Origin of the sequence: Collinsella sp. 1033st1_E11_1033SCRN_220408, from assembly GCF_039062465.1 — a bacterium.
GTDB lineage: Bacteria > Actinomycetota > Coriobacteriia > Coriobacteriales > Atopobiaceae > Parolsenella.
This window is the reverse complement of record NZ_JBCLNF010000001.1, coordinates 426,087-444,926: the sequence shown is the minus strand read 5'-3', so window position 1 is coordinate 444,926 and position 18,840 is coordinate 426,087. Positions and strand designations below refer to the sequence as shown.

At 59.8% G+C, this 18,840-nt stretch carries 14 protein-coding genes; 12 read left to right on the top strand and 2 right to left on the bottom strand.

What is annotated here, in order from left to right; translation table 11 throughout:
• Positions 1-215: 215 nt before the first annotated feature.
• The gene (locus tag ABCN07_RS01945; RefSeq protein ID WP_343005155.1) at positions 216-1,133 is read left to right on the top strand and encodes a putative manganese transporter; all 918 of its coding nucleotides are present in this window, start codon (positions 216-218) and stop codon (positions 1,131-1,133) included.
• A gap of 45 nt (positions 1,134-1,178) precedes the next feature.
• On the opposite strand, the gene ABCN07_RS01940 is transcribed toward ABCN07_RS01945, so the two are convergent.
• Together ABCN07_RS01940 and ABCN07_RS01935 are read right to left on the bottom strand one after the other, a co-directional pair.
• Positions 1,179-1,961, bottom strand: coding sequence for an SDR family oxidoreductase (locus tag ABCN07_RS01940; protein ID WP_343005154.1), 783 nt, complete (start codon positions 1,959-1,961; stop codon positions 1,179-1,181).
• Positions 1,962-2,054: 93 nt separating this feature from the next.
• Positions 2,055-2,618 carry a hypothetical protein gene (locus ABCN07_RS01935; protein ID WP_343005153.1) on the bottom strand — a complete coding sequence of 188 codons (564 nt, stop codon included), beginning with the start codon at positions 2,616-2,618 and terminating at the stop codon, positions 2,055-2,057.
• A 273-nt stretch (positions 2,619-2,891) separates the two neighbouring features.
• Here ABCN07_RS01935 and rpsO point away from each other — a divergent pair, with 273 nt between their 5' ends.
• The 11 genes from rpsO (at position 2,892) to rny (ending at position 18,800) form a co-directional block, all read left to right on the top strand.
• Positions 2,892-3,167, top strand: a complete 276-nt coding sequence (gene rpsO / locus ABCN07_RS01930) for a 30S ribosomal protein S15 (RefSeq protein WP_343005152.1) — start codon at positions 2,892-2,894, stop codon at positions 3,165-3,167.
• A 177-nt stretch (positions 3,168-3,344) separates the two neighbouring features.
• On the top strand, positions 3,345-5,567 hold the full coding sequence (locus ABCN07_RS01925) for a polyribonucleotide nucleotidyltransferase (protein WP_343005151.1): 2,223 nt from the start codon (positions 3,345-3,347) through the stop codon (positions 5,565-5,567).
• 202 nt (positions 5,568-5,769) lie between these two features.
• Positions 5,770-7,428: a ribonuclease J gene (locus tag ABCN07_RS01920; RefSeq protein WP_343005150.1), complete on the top strand. Its 1,659-nt coding sequence runs from the start codon at positions 5,770-5,772 to the stop codon at positions 7,426-7,428.
• Positions 7,429-7,515: 87 nt separating this feature from the next.
• Positions 7,516-10,128, top strand: coding sequence for a DNA translocase FtsK (locus ABCN07_RS01915; RefSeq protein WP_343005149.1), 2,613 nt, complete (start codon positions 7,516-7,518; stop codon positions 10,126-10,128).
• Between the two features lie 8 nt (positions 10,129-10,136).
• A complete protein-coding gene (locus ABCN07_RS01910) occupies positions 10,137-11,639 on the top strand; it encodes a helix-turn-helix transcriptional regulator (protein ID WP_343005148.1) in 1,503 nt (500 codons plus the stop codon).
• A gap of 53 nt (positions 11,640-11,692) precedes the next feature.
• Complete coding sequence (locus ABCN07_RS01905; protein WP_293814151.1) at positions 11,693-12,190, top strand: YajQ family cyclic di-GMP-binding protein; 498 nt, start codon at positions 11,693-11,695, stop codon at positions 12,188-12,190.
• A gap of 125 nt (positions 12,191-12,315) precedes the next feature.
• Complete coding sequence (gene rimO, locus ABCN07_RS01900; RefSeq protein ID WP_343005147.1) at positions 12,316-13,698, top strand: 30S ribosomal protein S12 methylthiotransferase RimO; 1,383 nt, start codon at positions 12,316-12,318, stop codon at positions 13,696-13,698.
• Entirely contained in the window at positions 13,699-14,823 is a 1,125-nt protein-coding gene (pgsA, locus tag ABCN07_RS01895; protein ID WP_343005146.1) for a CDP-diacylglycerol--glycerol-3-phosphate 3-phosphatidyltransferase, read from the top strand. It begins immediately after the preceding gene.
• A 274-nt stretch (positions 14,824-15,097) separates the two neighbouring features.
• A complete protein-coding gene (gene recA / locus ABCN07_RS01890; protein ID WP_343005145.1) occupies positions 15,098-16,192 on the top strand; it encodes a recombinase RecA in 1,095 nt (364 codons plus the stop codon).
• A 160-nt stretch (positions 16,193-16,352) separates the two neighbouring features.
• Positions 16,353-16,898 (top strand): regulatory protein RecX, encoded by a 546-nt coding sequence (locus ABCN07_RS01885; RefSeq protein ID WP_343005144.1) that lies wholly within the window; start codon positions 16,353-16,355, stop codon positions 16,896-16,898.
• A gap of 339 nt (positions 16,899-17,237) precedes the next feature.
• The gene (rny, locus tag ABCN07_RS01880; RefSeq protein ID WP_343005143.1) at positions 17,238-18,800 is read left to right on the top strand and encodes a ribonuclease Y; all 1,563 of its coding nucleotides are present in this window, start codon (positions 17,238-17,240) and stop codon (positions 18,798-18,800) included.
• Positions 18,801-18,840 lie beyond the last annotated feature (40 nt).

The window sequence follows — 18,840 nt, the reverse complement described above, 5'->3', positions numbered from 1 at the left end:
CCGTCCGCACAGCGCGTGCGGGGGCCTGCCTCCGATGTCACGCATACTCGGTGTAAACAACGTCATGGCACATAACATCTAGCTCGCGCGTTATCGTTTCGCAATGTCTTCGTCACCGCTTCTCCACGGTGAAAAATATGCGCAGTCATTCAGATATTGACGGGTCTATCATGCCCATCCGTAATTGAATCCTACTGGATTAGGGGCTTTAATTAATGGAGTTCGTGCTCGACGTTCTGCTTGATGCCGTGAAGGACACTCTCGTCCTCATTCCTTTTCTTTTCGTGACGTACGTCGTCATTAGCCTTCTCGAGCTGTTCGCTGGCGATAAGGCTGCCTCCGCGATTCAGCGTGCCGGTCATGCCGGGCCTGCCATAGGCGCTGTTCTCGGCGTCATTCCCCAGTGCGGATTCTCTGCTGTTGGCGCCATGCTCTACGCGGACCGTTTCGTCACGCTCGGCACGCTCGTTGCCGTCATTCTGTCGACGTCAGACGAGATGCTGCCGCTGCTCGTGGCCGAGCATGTTGACCCTGCTGTCCTCGGCCGTATCCTTCTTAGTAAGGCGGCGATCGGCCTTGTCGCTGGCTTTGCGGTTGATGGCGTCCTCCATCTCCTTGGCAGGGGAGAGCTTGCTGAGCCCGAATCGTTCGAGGCGGAGGATAGCGAGGGGGATGACTTCGATCCGTCGCAATACACCTGCGATTGCGGCTGCGGCGAACCCCTCACTCGAGGCCAGGCTGTCGTATGGGTGCTTATCAACTCCGCCTACCGTACGGCTCAGGTGGTCGCGTTCATCTTCGTCGTCACGCTTGTCCTCGGCGGCCTCATTGAGTGGGTGGGAGAGGACGCCATCAGTGCGTTTCTCTCCAGCAACGCCGTGCTTGCGGTGTTCTGCTCCGCACTCGTTGGCATGGTGCCCAACTGCGCCGCGAGCGTCATCGTCACGCAGCTGTATCTCGACGGGGCTCTTGGCCTCGCGCCCATGATGGCGGGTACGCTCGTTGCTGGCGGTGCCGGTTACCTCGTGCTTTTCAGCACGAACGAGGACGCCCGACAGAACGCCGCAATCCTCGGTTTGCTCTACGCAATCGGCGTCGTGTCGGGCCTCGTTATTCTCGGCCTTGGTTTGTAGGGTCGCTTGCGAATGGGTCGCGCGAATTGCCCCTTGGATGAGGCTCTAACCACGCTTTCCGGTAAGGGCCGCTGCCACTTTCCTGCTCACGATATACGGGGTCACTCGGCCGAATCCGTAGCAGATCTTCGACAGGAGCCCGGGGGCGCAAGTGGCCCTTCCGCGCGCGAGCGAAACGAGGGCGATGCGGCACACCTCTTCGGGGGTGAGGAATAGCGCCTGGGCGCGCGTGGCCCCATTCTCCGCGACTTCCCAAAATCGGGTGTTGACCGGGCCGGGGCAAAGCGCCATGACCTGAACGCCTTTGGGGGAGAGCTCCTCGTGAAGCGCCTCTGAGAGGGAGAGCACGAAGGCCTTCGAAGCGAAGTATGTGCTCATGCCAGGTCCCGGCATGACGCCCGCAACGGAGGCGACGTTCATGATCTGGCCGTGACCGTGTGCTGCCATGCGCGAGCCAAATGCATGGCAAAGCTCGAGCGGAGCTATGACGTCGAGCTGAACGAGCTTGCGTTGGCGCTCAAGGTCGCTCTCGACGAATTGGGCCGTGTAGCCAAGCCCCGCATTGTTTACCAGCAGCTCGACCTCGATTCCAAGAGTCTCGACCTCGGCGACGAGCGTCGCTGGGCCGTCGTCTGTTGCGAGGTCTGCGGTTACCGTGCGAACGATGGCTCCTTCGCGTGCCGTTTCGCCGGCGAGGGCCATGAGGGCGTCAGCGTTGCGACCATGGAGCACGAGAGACCAGCCTTTGGCTGCGAGCTGCCTTGCCATTTCGCGGCCGAGCCCGCCCGTTGCTCCCGTGATGAGCGCCCACTTGGCTGCTTCGCTCATGATGAATCACTCCCAATGAATAGATGCCCCAACCTGTCTTTCCATTATGGGGGACAGATTGGGGCATCGACTAGTGCTGTTTGTGAAACGCGCCTAGCCGTGAGCGGGCGTCTTGGGAGTGGAAATCCTAGCCCTTAGGGGTGCCTTCACGACCGAAACGCCGGCATAATTGCCGCACCTGAGGGCAAGGACGATGTCATCCGTCGCCTCAGACAGAGGCCGCCTTGCGCAACCCATGCGGGGTTTGGCCATGTGAGCCTCATACCAGGCGCGGCAAGGAACGGCGAGGCCGCCCATCCAAGAGAGGCCCTGCTTATTGCACGCGTCTTTAAGGGCGTCAAGGGTCCCGAGCGCATCTTTGGCATCATCGGTGTTTTCAGACGCTAGGGCATAGACGAGACACTTGCTTTCGAGGTTGGCAAGCAAGTCTTCTGCCAATCGCGCGTCGCTAGCTGAGAATATGATGACCACGGCGTCGACCGCTGGTTCACCCTCGAGGGAGTGCGAGACTGCGGGAGGTCTTGTCCCACCAATCTCCGAGTACGCGCCCAGGGCATCCTCGAAGTCATTTGCCATCAAAGAGGGGAGGGCATGAGTTTCGCCAACGGTGACAAGCGCGATTCGCTTTGGCAAGCGTGGGCGAACGTCATCTGCCATGGTTCTCTCCTCCTCGTCTTTGAAGTACTACAGTATAGCTGCGCGTCTGAGCGGCACTTGGCGCGGCACCTTGTCGTGGAATCGCTCAATCCGGCGGCTTTCCGAGGCTGGAGGCCGGCACCTTCGCTCTATGCGGCTCTAACTTGTGTTCTTGTCGTGCTCACGCCGTATCTGTGCTAATCTTCTACAGGTTTGTAAGTACCCCTCACTTGGACGAACGCTCACACCGGCGTCGATCCCAGTTTGGGGCTAACGAGAGAGAAAGGTGTCATCATGACCATCTCCAAGGAGCGCAAGGCCGAGCTCATCAAGCAGTACGGCAAGAACGAGCAGGACTCCGGTTCTGCCGCCGTTCAGGCCGCCATCCTCACCGATCGTATCCGTGAGCTCACCGAGCACATGAAGTCCCACAAGAAGGACTTCCACACCCGTCGTGGCCTCCTCATGCTCGTCGGTAAGCGTCGTCGTCTCCTCTCCTACATCAAGAAGAACGACATCAACGAGTACCGTGAGCTCATCGCCAAGCTTGGCATCCGCGACAACATCTAATTAGCGGGACCTACGGGGCGCCTCAGGCGCCCCTTTTCATATCGTGTGCCCAAGGGTCTGGGCACGGCGGGCTTGCGCGACGTTGCCGCGCCAGACCAAGCGAGAATGGGGTCCACTCGTTCTTGGAGTCCGCAGACGGCCCGTCTGCAACGTGGCAGGCGGAGATAAGGGAAAGAAATGGCAAAGGTTACACACGAGTTTGACCTCTACGGCAAGCACTACGTGCTTGAGACCGGCGAGCTTGCGAAGCAGGCCACGGGTGCCGTTCTCGTCAAGCAGGGTGACTCGACGGTGCTCGTCACCGCCGTCGTCTCCAAGGAGCGCAAGGATTACGACTTCTTCCCGCTCACGGTTGACTTCATCGAGAAGATGTACGCCGTGGGTCGCATCCCCGGCGGGTACCTCAAGCGCGAGGCCCGTCCGTCCGAGAAGGCCACCCTCACCGCTCGCATGATCGACCGTCCGCTGCGTCCGTCCTTCCCGGCCGGCTTCCGCAACGAGGTCCAGGTCGTCGCCACCTCTCTCGTGGCTGACCAGATCAACCCGGTTGACACCATGTGCGTCATGGCCGCTAGCTCCGCCTTCACCGTGGGTGGCGTGCCTTTCGAGGGCCCGCTGGCCTGCGTGCGCATCGGCCGTAACCCCGAGACGGGCGAGTTCATCGTGAACCCGACCTACGAGGAGCGCGACGCCTCCGACCTCGACCTCGAGCTCGCTGGTTCCACCACCTACATCTCCATGCTCGAGGCTTCCGCCGACGAGATCTCCGAGGACGATATGCTCGCCGCCATGGCCTTCGGCCAGGAGGCCATTGCCGCCTTCTGCGAGGAGCAGGAGAAGTTCTTCGCCAAGTACGAGGAGGCCAACGGCCCGATCGTCAAGCGCGAGTACGTCTATGACGAGCCCGTCGCCTACGTCCACGACAAGGTCTTTGCCCACTATGACGAGATGAGCGCCGCCCTCAAGGACGCCGACAAGCTCTCCCGCATTGGTAAGGTCGAGCAGCTCAAGGCCGCCATCAAGGACGAGTTCACGCCCGAGGAGCAGGCCGAGTACAGCCGCGAGATCCCCGTCGAGCTCAAGAGCCTCGAGAAGCACGCCATGCGCATCATGGTCGTCGAGACCGGCGAGCGCGTCGACGGCCGTGCCGCAGACGAGATTCGTCCGCTCATGGTGAAGCCCGACTACCTGCCGCTGGTTCACGGCTCCGGCCTCTTCCAGCGCGGTCAGACCCAGGTCCTCTCCGTCTGCACCCTCGGCATGCTCAACGAGTGGCAGCGCCTTGACACCATCGAGCCGGTCGACGGCAAGCGTTACATCCACCACTACAACTTCCCGCCTTACTGCACTGGTGAGACCGGCCGCATGGGCAGTCCGAAGCGTCGCGAGATCGGCCACGGCAACCTCGCCGAGCGCGCGCTTCTCCCGGTGATCCCCTCCGAGGAGGAGTTCCCCTACACCATTCGCGTCGTCTCCGAGGTCATGGAGTCCAACGGCTCTTCCTCGATGGCTTCTACCTGCGGCTCCACGCTCGCCCTCATGGACGCCGGCGTGCCCCTGAAGCGCCCCGTTTCCGGCATCGCCATGGGCCTCATCCAGGAGGAGGGCAAGACCGTCGTCCTGTCTGACATCCAGGGCCTCGAGGACTTCCTCGGCGACATGGACTTCAAGGTGACCGGCACCGAGCGCGGTATCACCGCCATGCAGATGGACAACAAGGCCACCGGCCTCACGCCTGAGATCCTGACCCAGGCCCTGCACCAGGCTCACGAGGGCCGCGCCTTCATCCTGAAGGCCATGCTCGACGAGATCCCCGCTCCTCGCGAGACCCCGAAGGACACCGCTCCGCAGATCATCACCATCCAGATCCCGACCGACAAGATCCGTGACGTCATCGGCTCTGGTGGCAAGGTCATCCGCGGTATCCAGGACGACACGGGCGCCACGATCGACATCCAGGAGGACGGCAACGTCTTCATCGCTGGCACTGATGGTGCTGCCGAGGATGCCGCCGCCCGCATCAAGGCCATCGTCAAGGTCCCCGAGGTGGGCGAGGAGTACGTGGGCCGCGTCGTCGGCATCCAGCCCTTCGGCGCCTTCGTCGAGCTACTTCCCGGCAAGGACGGCCTGCTTCACATCTCTCGCGTTGCCCAGGGTCGCGTTGACAAGGTCGAGGACGTTCTCTCCGTCGGCGACGAGGTCAAGGTCCGCGTCCTCGAGGTCGACGAGAAGGGCAAGATCAGCCTTGATCGCATCGACAAGCCCGAGGCTCCCGCTGGTTCCAAGCCCGCTTCCCACCACGAGGGCAAGCGCGAGGAGAGGGGCGAGCGCAAGCCGCGCCGTCACCCCGGCGACAACGGTAACGCCGGCCGTGCCCCGCGTCGTCATCACGAGGGCTAATCGTATGATTTGCGGACGTTAGACAGGTTAATTCCTGGTTGACACCGCATGTGAAGGGAGGGTCCTCTTCTGGGACCCTCCCTTCGCTGTTATAATCAATTAGTTGCAGGAGGCGCGTTCGACGCCTTCTTCCCACACTCATGAAGACGCGGCTTCGCCGCTTTACCTTTTAGTCCCTAGACCAAGGAGGAATTCCTCACATATGTCAAAGACCCCGACGCTCAAGATCATCCCGCTTGGCGGCCTTGATGGCATCGGAAAGAACATGACGGCGTTCGAGTGCGGCGATGACATGGTCCTCGTCGACGCTGGCCTTATGTTCCCCGATGATGATCAGCCTGGAATCGACCTCGTCCTTCCTGACTACACCTATGTCCTCGAGAACGAGGAGAAGCTCCGCGGCATCGTGATCACTCACGGTCACGAGGACCATACGGGTGCGCTCCCGTACCTCCTTATGGACCTCACGCGCAAGGTGCCCATCTTCTCGAGCAAGCTCACGCTTGGCATGATTGATGGCAAGCTCGCCGAGCACAACATCAAGAGCCCGAAGTTCCGTGAGGTCACTGATGGCTCCAGCATCAGTCTCGGCTGCTTTACGCTCCAGTTCTTCGCGATGACGCACTCGATCCCCGGCGCGCTCGGCCTCTATATCAAGACGCCTGCCGGCACCGTCATGCACACGGGCGACTTCAAGCTCGACCAGACTCCCATCGATGGCGTCACGCCCAACTACAACGCCATCAACAAGTTTGCCAAGCAGGGTGTCGACCTGCTGCTTTCTGATTCCACGAACGCCAACATCCCTGGCTTCACCCCAAGCGAGGCCACGGTGGGCGCCGCGCTCAGGCACATTATCAAGAACGCCCCCGGTCGCGTTTTCGTCGCGAGCTTCTCCAGCCACATCCACCGTCTCCAGCAGGTCTGCGATGCCGCCACTGCGGTAGGCCGCAAGGTCGTCGTGACCGGTCGTTCCATGGTGACTAACACCAAGATCGCCCGCCAGCTCGGCTATCTCAAGATTGCGGACGAGGACATCCTGGATGCGTTCGAGCTTCGTGATATCCCCGAAGACAAGATCGTCGTTCTCTGCACCGGTAGCCAGGGCGAGCCCCTCTCTGCGCTCGCTCGCATGGCGAATGGCGAGCACAAGAGCCTTTCCATTTGCGAAGGCGACACCGTCATCATCTCCGCCACGCCCGTTCCCGGTAACGAGAAGAGCGTTCAGGGCATTATCAACTCGCTGTCCAAGATCGGCTGCGAGGTCTTCGATAAGTCAAACGCCGTCGTGCACGTTTCTGGCCACGGTCGCCAGGAGGAGCTCAAGCTCATGCTCGCGATGGTGCATCCGCGCAACTTCATGCCGGTCCACGGCGAGGCCGTTCACCTTCGCGCTCACGCGAAGCTCGCGGAATCCGTAGGCGTTCCCCGCGAGAACATCTGGTTGCTCGACAACGGCGACTCTCTCCAGATGCGCGACGGCAAGGTCACGCTTGGCCCCAGCGTCGATTCTGGCATTATCTACGTTGACGGCCTTCGTATCGGTGATACTGACCCCGTCGTTCTTCGCGACCGTCAGAAGCTCGCCCAGGACGGAATCGTCACCTGCGTCGTCATGCTCAAGAGCCGCTCCCTCAAGGTCGCTGACGTCGATGTCTCCAGCCGCGGCGTCTCGTTCTCGAGCGATGACGAGCTCCTTGCCGGCATCGAGGACCTTGTTCGCTCCACGGTTGATAAGAATAACCAGGGCAGCCCTTCTGTCGACGTCCTTCGCAAGGCTGTCCGCAACTCGCTCACGAACTACCTCTGGTCCAAGACCCACACCCGCCCGATGATCATTCCGGTCGTCATGGAGGTCTAGCCCCGCATGCCCGCGAAACGCAGCTCAAACGCACAACAGAACAGAAGCTCGCAGAGGGGGCCCGCTTCGGCGGGCGCCTCTTCCGGTATGGCAAACGACCTCGTCGGCGTCATCATCATTGTCGTCGCGGTTGCGATGATCGCCGCGCTCGTTTCCACGAGTGATGCGATTCTCACTCGAGCCGTGGCGGAGGGCCTGCGCCTTGGCTTTGGCGAGGGTGCGCTTCTCGTGCCGATCGCGCTGATCCTCTTTGCCGTGACGATGTTCCTCCCTACGGATTCCTCAATCGTCGCGCGCGTGGCTGCTGGCCTGGCAATGGTCGTGCTTTCGGTTCTTTCGATGCTGTCCATCCTCTCTCCCGGTGCCGCCGCGAGTGCGGATGCGGTCCTTTCCGCTGACGTCGCCATCGCTTATGGCGGATATGTCGGGTCGGGTGTCGCTTGGGTCCTGCTTACGTTCATGGGGCAGGTCGTCGGCATGGTCCTCCTCGTGGGACTCGCCATCTGCGGACTCGTAGTGTGCGGCTTCTCCATCTCGAAGCTCGCTCTTCGTATCCAGCGCTCCATGGGAGTTGCTGCCGATAAGTTCGTCGCTGCTCGAGAGAGGGGAGCGACTCGTCGTCGCACCGAGCGCGCGAATCAGGCCCAGGCATCCTGGGTTGAGGACGAAACGTGGGATGATTCTCTTGAGCCCGAGATGCCGCCTGCGGAAGAGCCTGCGACATCGTTCATCGGTTCTCGCAAGACGTCCGTCCTGCGTCGCGGCTCATCCTCCCCTGATCACGTCGATCACGCCACGGCAACGATGCCCCTGGGTGTCGCTTCCGAGCCTGAGCCCAAGACCTCGGTGCTTCGGCGTAAACGCCACCCCAAGCTAGATATCGAGGGCGAGCGTCCCGCTGGCGGCGTTATGCCCGTTGCCTGCGTTAAGGAGGAGCTTGCTCCCGCTGAGACCGCCGCTGCTTCCGGTGACGTCGAACCTTCCTCTGCCGAGCCGACCATCTGGGACGTCCCCTTTGACGAGGATGAATCCAAGTCTCCTGCGAATGCGGGCTCCGCGACCGCCGTCCCGTCGTTTCTCATTGATACGGCCGCCAAGGCCGGCGCCGACGTGGACGCGTACAGGAAGACCAAGGAGGCCGCTTCTCCAGCAAAGCCAAAGCCCGGCAGGGGTTCTCGCAAGCGTGTCGCTGTGGCCCCTGATACGCCGTCGCGTCCGGGCGACGCGTCGGACGATTTCACGTTGCCACCGCTTTCGCTCCTTTCGAGTAACCCGAATTCTGCCAGCTCCGCAAGCACGGACGCCGAGCTTGAGCGTACGGCGAGGCGCCTGCAGTCGACGCTTGAGGAGTTTGGCCTCACGAGCCGTGTCTCTGGTTGGACGGCTGGTCCTCTTGTCACGACCTTCAAGATCGAGATGGGCGAGGGCGAGCGCGTCAACAAGATCACGAATCTGCAGGATGATATCCAGCTTTCGCTTGCGTCTGAGTCCGTCCGCATCTTTGCGCCCATCCCGGGTACGTCGCTTGTGGGCATCGAGATTCCCAACAAGAAGCGTCAGAACGTCTGCCTTGGTGACGTTCTCCCGTATGCGCAGGGTGGGCCCCTCGAGTTTGCGATCGGAAGAGACTCAGAGGGCGCGCCGGTCGTCGCGGACCTTGCGCGCATGCCGCACATGCTTGTCGCCGGTACCACGGGCTCTGGTAAGTCGGTGCTGATCAACGCGATCATCATGTCGCTTATCATGCGCACCACGCCCGAGCAGGTGCGTCTGATTCTCGTCGACCCCAAGCGCGTCGAGTTCTCCTGCTATGCGGGCCTTCCGCACCTGTATGTGCCGGTTGTGACTGAGCCCAGGCAGGCTGCAAGCGCTCTGCAGTGGGCCGTCACCGAGATGGATCGTCGCCTCAAGGTCTTCGAGAGGGCCGGTGCTCGCGATGTGAAGGTCTACAACAAGATGGTCGAGGACGGCAAGTTCGCCGACATGGAGAATCCGCCCAAGCCGATGCCGTACCTCGTCATCGTTATCGACGAGCTGAGTGACCTCATGATGGTTGCCGGCAAGGACGTCGAGGCCTCGATCGTCCGCATCGCGCAGCTGGCTCGCGCGGCGGGCATCCACCTTGTGCTGGCCACGCAGCGTCCCTCGGCAGACGTCGTCACGGGCCTTATCAAGTCGAACGTTGACACTCGCGTTGCCCTTAAGGTCTCGTCTTCTATTGACTCTCGCGTCATTCTCGATCAGACCGGTGCGGAGAGGCTTATGGGTAGGGGAGACATGCTCTTCCGCAAGAGTGGGGGCGTCCTTCGTCGTGTCCTTGGCGCCTACGCCAGTGACGATGAGATTGAAAACGTCGTCTCCTTCATTCGTGACCAGCGTGAGCCTGAGTATCACGCCGAGATTCTATCTGCGGTTGCGCCTGCTGCCGCGGGTGGAGCCGCTACCGCGGAAGGCATGGAGGACGACGATCCCCTCGTGTGGGAAGCTGCCCAAGTTGTTGTGGACTCTCAGCTAGGTTCCACAAGTGGCCTTCAGAGACGGCTTAAGGTGGGGTACGCTAGGGCCGGAAGAATTATGGATAACCTCGAGCAGAAGGGTATCGTTGGTCCTCCGGACGGCTCAAAGCCCCGTGAGGTCCTCCTTGATGCCGATGGACTCGAAGAACTTAGGGCTGCCGAGGCGGCCTATAGGGAGGTGTAGATAGGCCAGTGGCTCGTTATCGTTATGCCGAGATTCTTTACAATCGTCGCAGGCAGCTGCGCCTCTCGATCCCGCAGGCGGCCAAGGTGCTTCGCATGCGCGAAAGCGTACTTGAGGCGTTCGAGGCCGGCGACTTCGATCATCTTCCTGCTCTAGGCTATGCCCAGGGCATGGTTTCTAGCTATGCGAGATACCTTGGCCTTGACTCTCGCGAGATCAGTGAGCTCTATGAGCGCGAGCACGCCGAGTATGTCGCCGGCGTTACCGGTCGTGCCCCTTCCGGCCTTGCAAGCCTTTCGGATGAGCCCTCTTATAAGGGCGCGGCTTCGGCCACGAACATCATCAAGCCCGTCTCGATGACTCCGCCTTCGCTTCCGTCTGGACAAGATGATTCTGCCGGTATGCCGCGTGCTCGCTATGACTATCGTTCCGAGTATTCCTCTCGTGGTAATTCGTACGTCTCTCGTACTCAGCCCGGGACATCTCGTTACGGGCAATCCGTATACGCTGGGTATCGTGGTTCGCAAGAACAGGATCGTCGCTATACGCGGCGCGATCCCAACGAGCCTGATCGCAATCGTCGAGCTCGCGAGGCCGGCTATGCAAGGCGCTCCCGTGGAGACGGGGAGTCCTACGGTTCATCGTATGGGTCTTCTAGATACGCCGGTCGGGGTGGGAGCTCTCGTGGTCGCGAGCTTCCTGGTGGAGACGTGACCACGCGTCGTGTGAATGCTGGCCAGTATCGCGATGACCTTCGCTTTGACTCCGAGGCGCGTCCATATCGTCCTTCTTCCACGCGTGCGGGCCGTGAGGGCTCTCGCAATGTGCCCACGCCCGAGCGCCCCAATGTCAAGAGGCGCCCTCAGCCCAATCGCTCTCGCGATCTTCGCTCGCGCAACAATCAGCCGCAGGCTAGCGGCTTCGCCGGCTTCATCCAGGCCTTCACCTCGGATCCGAGGCGTGTCGTCGCGCTCATCGCGATTGCTCTGGCTGTCGTTCTGATCATTATCATTTCTTCTTCGGTTCGCTCGTGTGCTTCCTCGAAGAACGATAACGGCAAGGTCGATGTGGTAACTGCTGTCACCTCTGACACTGCTCAGGCTGCGACCACCGCTTCGACGCTCGAGCAGCAAGTTCTCTCTGACGCTGCGGAGAGGAAGGCTGCGTCGAGCGCGGCCGCCGCCTCTCAGGAGACCAAGGTCGCGGTTTCAGTGGATGAAGGTGCGACGACATGGGTTGAAATCACCTGTGACGGTGAGCAGAAGGTGGCAGAGTCCATCACGGGGGCTTGGTCTGAGGAGTATACGGTCACGAAGAACATCGAGATTCGCGTGAGCGACCCAAGCGTCGTCACCGTGACAAAGAATGGCGAGCGCCAGATCTTCGGCAGCAAGAGCGCGGGCGTGTCCTCCGTCACGATTCAGGGGACGGATCCCTCCGCGGCCACGACTGCGTCAACAACGGCTTCTGCTGGTTCCTCTGACGATGACTCGGATTCTTCCGAGGAATAGCGTCTATTCAGTTCGTATTCACTACCTGGGCAGTCGCCCCGAAGGGATGCCATATGGCTAAGGATTCAAGTTTCGACGTTGTCTCCACCGTTGACATGCAGGAGGTCGACAACGCCTATCAGCAGACCGCTCGCGAGCTAACGCAGCGTTATGACCTGAAGGGTTCCGGTGCTTCCATCGAGCTTTCGAAGGCCGATGCCATCGTGACCGTCAACGCCCCGGCCGATTTTGTTGCAAAGCAGGTCATCGACGTTTTCAACGGCCGCCTCGTCAAGCGACAGGTCGATCTCAAGAGCTTGAGCTGGGATAAGCCCCAGGCCGCCTCGGGTGGTAGCGTTCGCGTCGTTGGCCATATCGTCCAGGGCATTGACAAGGAGTGTGCGAAGAAGATTTCGAAGGATATTCGCGATCTTAAGCTCAAGGTGAAGGCTACCGTCGAGGACGATAAGCTTCGTGTTACGAGCGCTTCCAGAGACGCGCTTCAGGAGGTTATCGCCTTCCTTCGCGACCAGGACTACGGCATTCCCCTTCAGTTCAACAACTATCGCTAGAATGAGCTCGCGTCCCGGACATTTATCCGGGGCGTTCTGTCAGTTGGACGTAGAGACGAGAAACGACTGCTGACTCCTTTTATGCGACGCAGGCCGTCGGGAGTCTTTTGCAAGAAAGGCATCGTATGACGATGAGCAATGTCAATGAGGCTGACGCCCCCCTGATTCTTTTCGTAACGCTCGGGTGTGCGAAGAACGAGGTCGACACTGACCGTATGCGCAGCCTCCTGCTGCGAGCCGGTTATGGAGAGGCCGATGACGTGGCCGATGCGGATGCGGTCATCGTTAACACCTGCTCCTTCCTCGCAAGTGCTGCCTCTGAGAGCATCGAGCGTACGCTTGAGCTTGCCGAGGCTGCCCGCGAGGGCGTTCGCGAGCGTCCCATCGTCATGTGCGGATGCGTCCCCTCGAGATACGGAGACGATCTTCCTGCCGAGCTCCCCGAGGTCGCGGCTTTCGTTCGAGCGGATGCCGAGGACGGGATCGTTGGGGTCATTGATGGCGTCCTGGGCAGAGAATCCCTCGTCCCGGCTGCCGAGGGTTCCGCTGCCGGCCCGCTTGCCGAGCCGCTCCGTACTGTTGAGGGCGCAAGCGCGTACATCAAGATCTCTGATGGATGCGACCGTTTCTGCTCCTTCTGCGCAATCCCCTATATTCGTGGGCGCTATGCCTCGAGGCCTTATAACGAGATCGTCGCCGAGGTCAAGGCCCTTGCGGAGCAGGGTGTTAGGGAATTCGTTCTCATCGGTCAGGATACGGGCATTTGGGGCAAGGACCTTGGCGAGGACGACACCCTTGCGAGCCTTCTTGTGCGCCTTGCAGAGGTCGTAAGGCCGTACGGCGCATGGCTGCGCGTCCTGTATCTCCAGCCAGAGGGAATGACCGACGAGCTCATTGCTGCGATTCGGGATACGCCCGAGGTTCTCCCGTATATTGACATGCCTATCCAGCACTGCAACTCTCGTGTGCTCAAGAGCATGAACCGTTCCGGCAGCGCCGAGGAATACTCCGAGCTGTTCGCGCGTCTTCGCCGCGAGATTCCCGGTATGGTTTTGCGCACGACCGGTATGGCTGGATTCCCCGGAGAGACCGATGACGAGTTTGAGGAGCTTGTCGAATTCATCTCCAAGGAGGAGTTCGATTACACCAGCGTTTTTGCTTATTCGCCCGAAGAGGGCACGCGCGGTGCCGAGATGGACGGCCAAGTTGACGAGGAGACGAAGCTCGAGCGTACCCAGCGCCTGATTGACATCGCGGAGGAGCTTGGTTTCTCCGCGACGGCGAGCCACGTCGGCGAGGTTGTCGACGTCATCATCGACGGCGTTGACACGGACGGAGACGAGCCCGAGCTCATTGGTCACGCTTGGTTCCAGGCTCCCGATTGCGACGGCGCGGTTCACATTCCGGAAGGGGAGGCTTCCGTCGGAGACGTTGTTCGTGTGCTGCTGACCGAGGCTTTCTGTTACGAACTCGAGGGCGAAATCGTGCCTTCTGACGAGGAGGCCTAAATGGCTGACGTCAAGAAAGGCCATTCCATCTGGACTCCCGCTAACATCGTCACCTGCATTCGAGTCGTCTTCGTTCCCGTTTGGCTTCTCATGGCCGAACTTCTTGGCGGTAAGGTGCCCACCGAGGGTATTTCCTGGGGCATGTTTGCGGTATTTGTCGCGTTCTGCCTCCTTTCCCTTACCGACAAACTCGACGGATACCTCGCGAGGAGTCGCAACGAGGTGACCACCTTCGGTAAGTTCCTCGATCCGATTGCCGATAAGCTCGTCGTCATCGTTTCTCTCTGCTATCTGCTTGAACGCGGTGAGCCCGTTACGTGGCCACTGCTCGTAATCGTGTCGCGCGAGTTCCTCGTTAGCGGCCTTCGCATGGTCGTGGCTTCCAAGGGAGTTGTTATCGCCGCAAGCAATCTTGGCAAGTGGAAGACTGCCACCACCATGGGAGCCATTTGCACCAATCTTCTGGCGCTTGCACTGCCTGTGGACACGATTCTGCATACCGTGCTTATCTATCTTGCCTATGCAGCCCTGTTTGTCGCGGTGATTCTCACGATCTGGAGTGGCGTGGACTATTTCATGAAGGCGTGGGGTTCTCTTGTCGATGAGGAGCCTGCTGATGAGGTGGGTGCTGAATCTTCACCTCTGACTTGGGATGACGTCACCAAGAAGGCTGAGGGCGTTCTTGAGGCCGCTCGTGCAAAGGGCCTCACTATTGGCACTGCCGAGAGTTGCACTGGAGGTCTTGTCGAGGGTGCCCTCACAGCTATCCCTGGTTCGTCTGATGTCGTCATGGGTGCCGTGGGAAGCTATGCTTGCTCGGTCAAGGAGGCGCTGCTCGGCGTTTCGCATGAGACCCTCGAGCGCGTGGGTGCTGTTTCTTCTGAGTGCGCGTCTGAGATGGCTGCTGGAGCGCGACGCGCGCTTGATTGCGATGTGGCGGTTAGCGTGACCGGCATTGCTGGCCCGGGAGGCGCTGTTCCCGGTAAGCCCGTGGGTCTAGTTTGGTTTGGCCTCTCGTTCGGTGACGAGGTGCGTGCGGTTAGTGAGGTCTTCGAGGGGAATCGAGACCAGGTTAGGCTTCAGTCCGTCATGCGTGCGCTCGAGCTCGTCTCTGAGGCTCTATAGTTCGCTTTGAAGGCCGTGTCTCCTAATCGCACTCTGGTCAACCTTAATTCTTTGGTTTGTAAGGTTTGCCATTTGGGCTTAATAAGGCACCGTTCGTAGATTTGCGGGCGGTGTCTTTCTGTCTTCATGATGACCCTGAGCTGGGGTGTCAGGTTTCTGTCTGAGGGTTGCAAGGTAGTGTCGGGTTTCCTCGTTATACGCTTTCCCCGTTCTGTTGACCACGAACGAACGTTCGCGTACTATATGGAGGACGACAATGGAAGGGAACGAGGAAATGGCAAAGTCCAGCGGTACGTCTCGCGAGATTCATGCGCCCACCACGGGCAAGGCTCGCGAGGAGATGATCGAATCCACAACTGCGGAGATCGAGAAGAAGTTTGGCAAAGGCGCAATCATGAAGTTCGGTGATGGCGGCCCAGACCTCCACGTTGATGCCATTCCCACTGGCTCCATTGCCCTTGACACCGCGCTTGGCATCGGCGGCGTTCCGCGTGGTCGCATCATTGAGATTTATGGTCCTGAGTCCTCTGGTAAGACCACCCTTTCCCTTGAGATCCTTGCGGAGGCTCAAGCCATGGGCGGCGTCGTTGCCTTTATCGACGCGGAGCATGCTCTTGATCCTGGCTATGCCGCCCGTATTGGCGTTGATATCGACGAGGTCCTGATCTCCCAACCGGATACCGGTGAGCAGGCGCTTGAGATTTGCGACATGCTTGTCAGGTCTGGTGCGATCGATGTCGTAGTTGTCGACTCCGTCGCCGCCCTTGTTCCCAGGGCTGAGATCGAGGGCGAGATTGGTGATACCACGGTTGGCCTTCAGGCTCGACTTATGAGCCAAGCTCTCCGTAAGCTTGCCGGTTCTCTCTCCAAATCGAACACGACCTGTATTTTCATCAACCAGCTTCGTGAGAAGATTGGCGTCATGTTCGGCAACCCCGAGACAACGCCGGGTGGCCGCGCCCTCAAGTTCTTCTCATCCGTTCGTATGGATATCCGTCGTGTTGACTCCATCAAGCAGGGCGGCGATATCATCGGCAACCGCGTTCGCGTGAAGGTCGTCAAGAACAAGGTCGCATCTCCGTTTAAGGTTGCCGAGTTTGACATCATGTATGGCACGGGCATCTCGAAGGAGGGCTCGATTCTTGACCTTGGCGTCGAGAAGAACGTCATTAATAAGTCTGGCGCCTGGTATACCTACGAAGGCGAGCGCCTTGGGCAGGGACGAGAGGCCGCCAAGGAGATGCTCCGCAGCCACCCGGATCTGCGTGAAGAGATCGAGAACCGCGTGAGGGTTGCCGTGGGCCTTATTGACGCCCCAGAGGAGGATTCTCCTGAGGACGCCTCGACCGAGGCTGACAGTGCCGAGTAGTCGTGTTCGCAAGGCCATCAAGCCGGGGGAGCCGCATGAGCATCATGCGTCCTCCGGCTTTTGTTGGTCTGCGACCTATCCAGACAGAGCAGCTGCCCTGGGCCAGCGTAAGCCCAAGGTGATAGTATCCTCAGAGGGTTTCGATGACCTATATATTCCCGTGCCCGTAGCCAGGAAGCTTGAATCAGCGGATTCCCAAGAGCCGCAGAGCCATGCCGAGCTCATGTATAAGATTCGCGAGCTTGGGATTACCTGTGCCTGGGAGCGCTTGGTCGACATGGTTTCTCGCAGGGAATATTCGTCCAAGGAGGCCGAGGACAAGCTCGTTAGAGATGGCTTTACGCGTGACTGTGCGCGTCGTGCTATCGAAAAGGCAATCACTCTCAGGATTATCAATGATGAGAGGTTTGCAGGCTCCTTTATTCGCATGAAGCTATCTGCTGGCTGGGGGCCAGTTCGTATCGAGCGCGAGCTTGCGCATCGTGGCGTAACGTTGTCTGACGTCGCTGGCTGGCCTGAGGAGTTTCTTGATGACGAGAACCCTGAGGACCGCGCTCTCGAACTCCTCGAGCGAAAGCGTATCCCTGAGAAGAATCCATACCAGAAGCTCGTGAGGTTCCTCTGCTCTAAGGGGTATCCAATTTCCGTTTGCACGTCTGTCGTTTCAGATTATTTGTCCAGAGCTCGAGAAGATGGCGCGTTTTAATTCCACTTAAGACAGAGGGCGCCATTCATGGCATTTGCCACGAGCTGCGGGTGTCATGCACAGCATTTGCGGCGAGCTGCGGCCATCCGCTTTCGCACTTGTTCGCACTTGATGGGGGACGTTACATAACGTTGACTGATTATTCGGTTAACCATAAAATAGAACAACCATTTGGGTTTATCCCGTCCGCCGGCATAATCGCGGCAGACGTACTCTTTGTTCATGTACCTGCGATGTTCGCATAAGCATAGACGCCGGGATTCGCTCGGATGGTGGGCTCTGTCTCATTGTGGGACGGTTTCCTGAACACCCTCACCAAACGTTTTCCTAGGAGTCACTATGGGCATCGAGATCGTCGTTATCGCAGCGCTTGTTGCGCTCGCAATTGGTTTTGCAATTTCGCACTTCGTCGTCAACGGCCAGAATTCCGCTCGAGTACAGGATGCAAATCGTCAGGTTTCTGAGGCCGAGGAGAAGGCCAAGCAGATTACCCACGATGCAGAGCGTCAGGCTGAGACCACGAAGAAGGAGGCTGTTCTCGCCGCTAAGGAAGACATCCTCAAGCAGCGCCAGGCCGCCGAGGCTGAGGAGAAGCAGCGTAAGAGCGAGCTTCGTTCCATGGAGAGCCGCATCATGCAGCGCGAAGAGTCTCTTGATCGCCGCAATGACGCTCTTGACCGTCGTGAGCACCAGCTCTCTAGCCAGGCCGGCCAGCTTGACCGCCGCCAGTCTGACCTTGACGAGCTCATGAAGCAGCAGACCACCGAGCTCGAGCGTATTGCAGCCCTTTCCACTGACGAGGCGCACAAGGAGCTTCTCGATCGCGTCCGCAAGGATACTGTTCGCGAGGAGGCGCAGATTCTTCGCGAGAGTGAGCAGCGTGCCCGCGCCCAGGCGGACAAGACCGCTCGCGAGATCGTCACCACTGCCATTCAGCGTTGTGCTGCCGATCAGGCCGGTGAGGTCACGGTAACCACGGTTCACATTCCTTCCGATGACCTCAAGGGCCGCATCATCGGTCGCGAGGGTCGAAACATTCGCACTTTCGAGCAGGTCTCCGGTGTTTCTCTCGTGATTGACGATACGCCTGAGACGGTGCTTCTCTCCAGCTTTGAGCCCGTTCGCCGCGAGACGGCTCGCGTTGCTCTCGAGAACCTTATCGCAGATGGCCGTATCCACCCCGCCCGCATCGAGGAGATGTATAAGAAGGCGGAGACTCTCGTGCAGCAGAGGGTTCAGGAGGCTGGTGAGCAGGCAGCTTTCGACGCTGGGATCCATGATCTTCACCCCGAGATCGTAAAGACGCTCGGTGCTCTCCGCTATCGCACTTCCTTTGGACAGAATGTCCTCTCGCACTCTAAGCAGGTTTCTGAGCTTTGCGGCATCATGGCTTCTGAGCTCGGTCTCGACCCGACGCTTCCCAAGCGCGCCGGACTTCTCCACGACATCGGTAAGGCGATCGACCACGAGGTTGAGGGACCGCACGCCGTTATCGGCGCGGATCTTGCCCGTCGTTATGGCGAGCGCCCTGAGGTCGTACACGCTATCGAGGCTCACCACGCAGACGTTGAGCCTAACACCATCCTTGATCAGCTCGTGATGGCCGCTGACGCCGTTTCCGCCGCTCGTCCCGGTGCTCGCCGCGAGAGCGCTGAGACCTACATCAAGCGTCTCCAGAAGCTCGAGGAGATTTCGAACGCCCATGAGGGCGTTGAGCGTACCTATGCCATGCAGGCCGGTCGTGAGCTTCATGTCATGGTGCAGCCCGAGAAGATCTCTGACGCTGAGGCCACGGTGCTTGCCCATGACATCGCCAAGCAGATCGAGGACGAGATGGAGTATCCCGGTCAGGTCCGCGTCGTTGTCATTCGCGAATCTCGCGCTGTCGACGTTGCCAAGTAGACGTCATTTACCATCGAATGGCTGAAGATAGAACAGATTT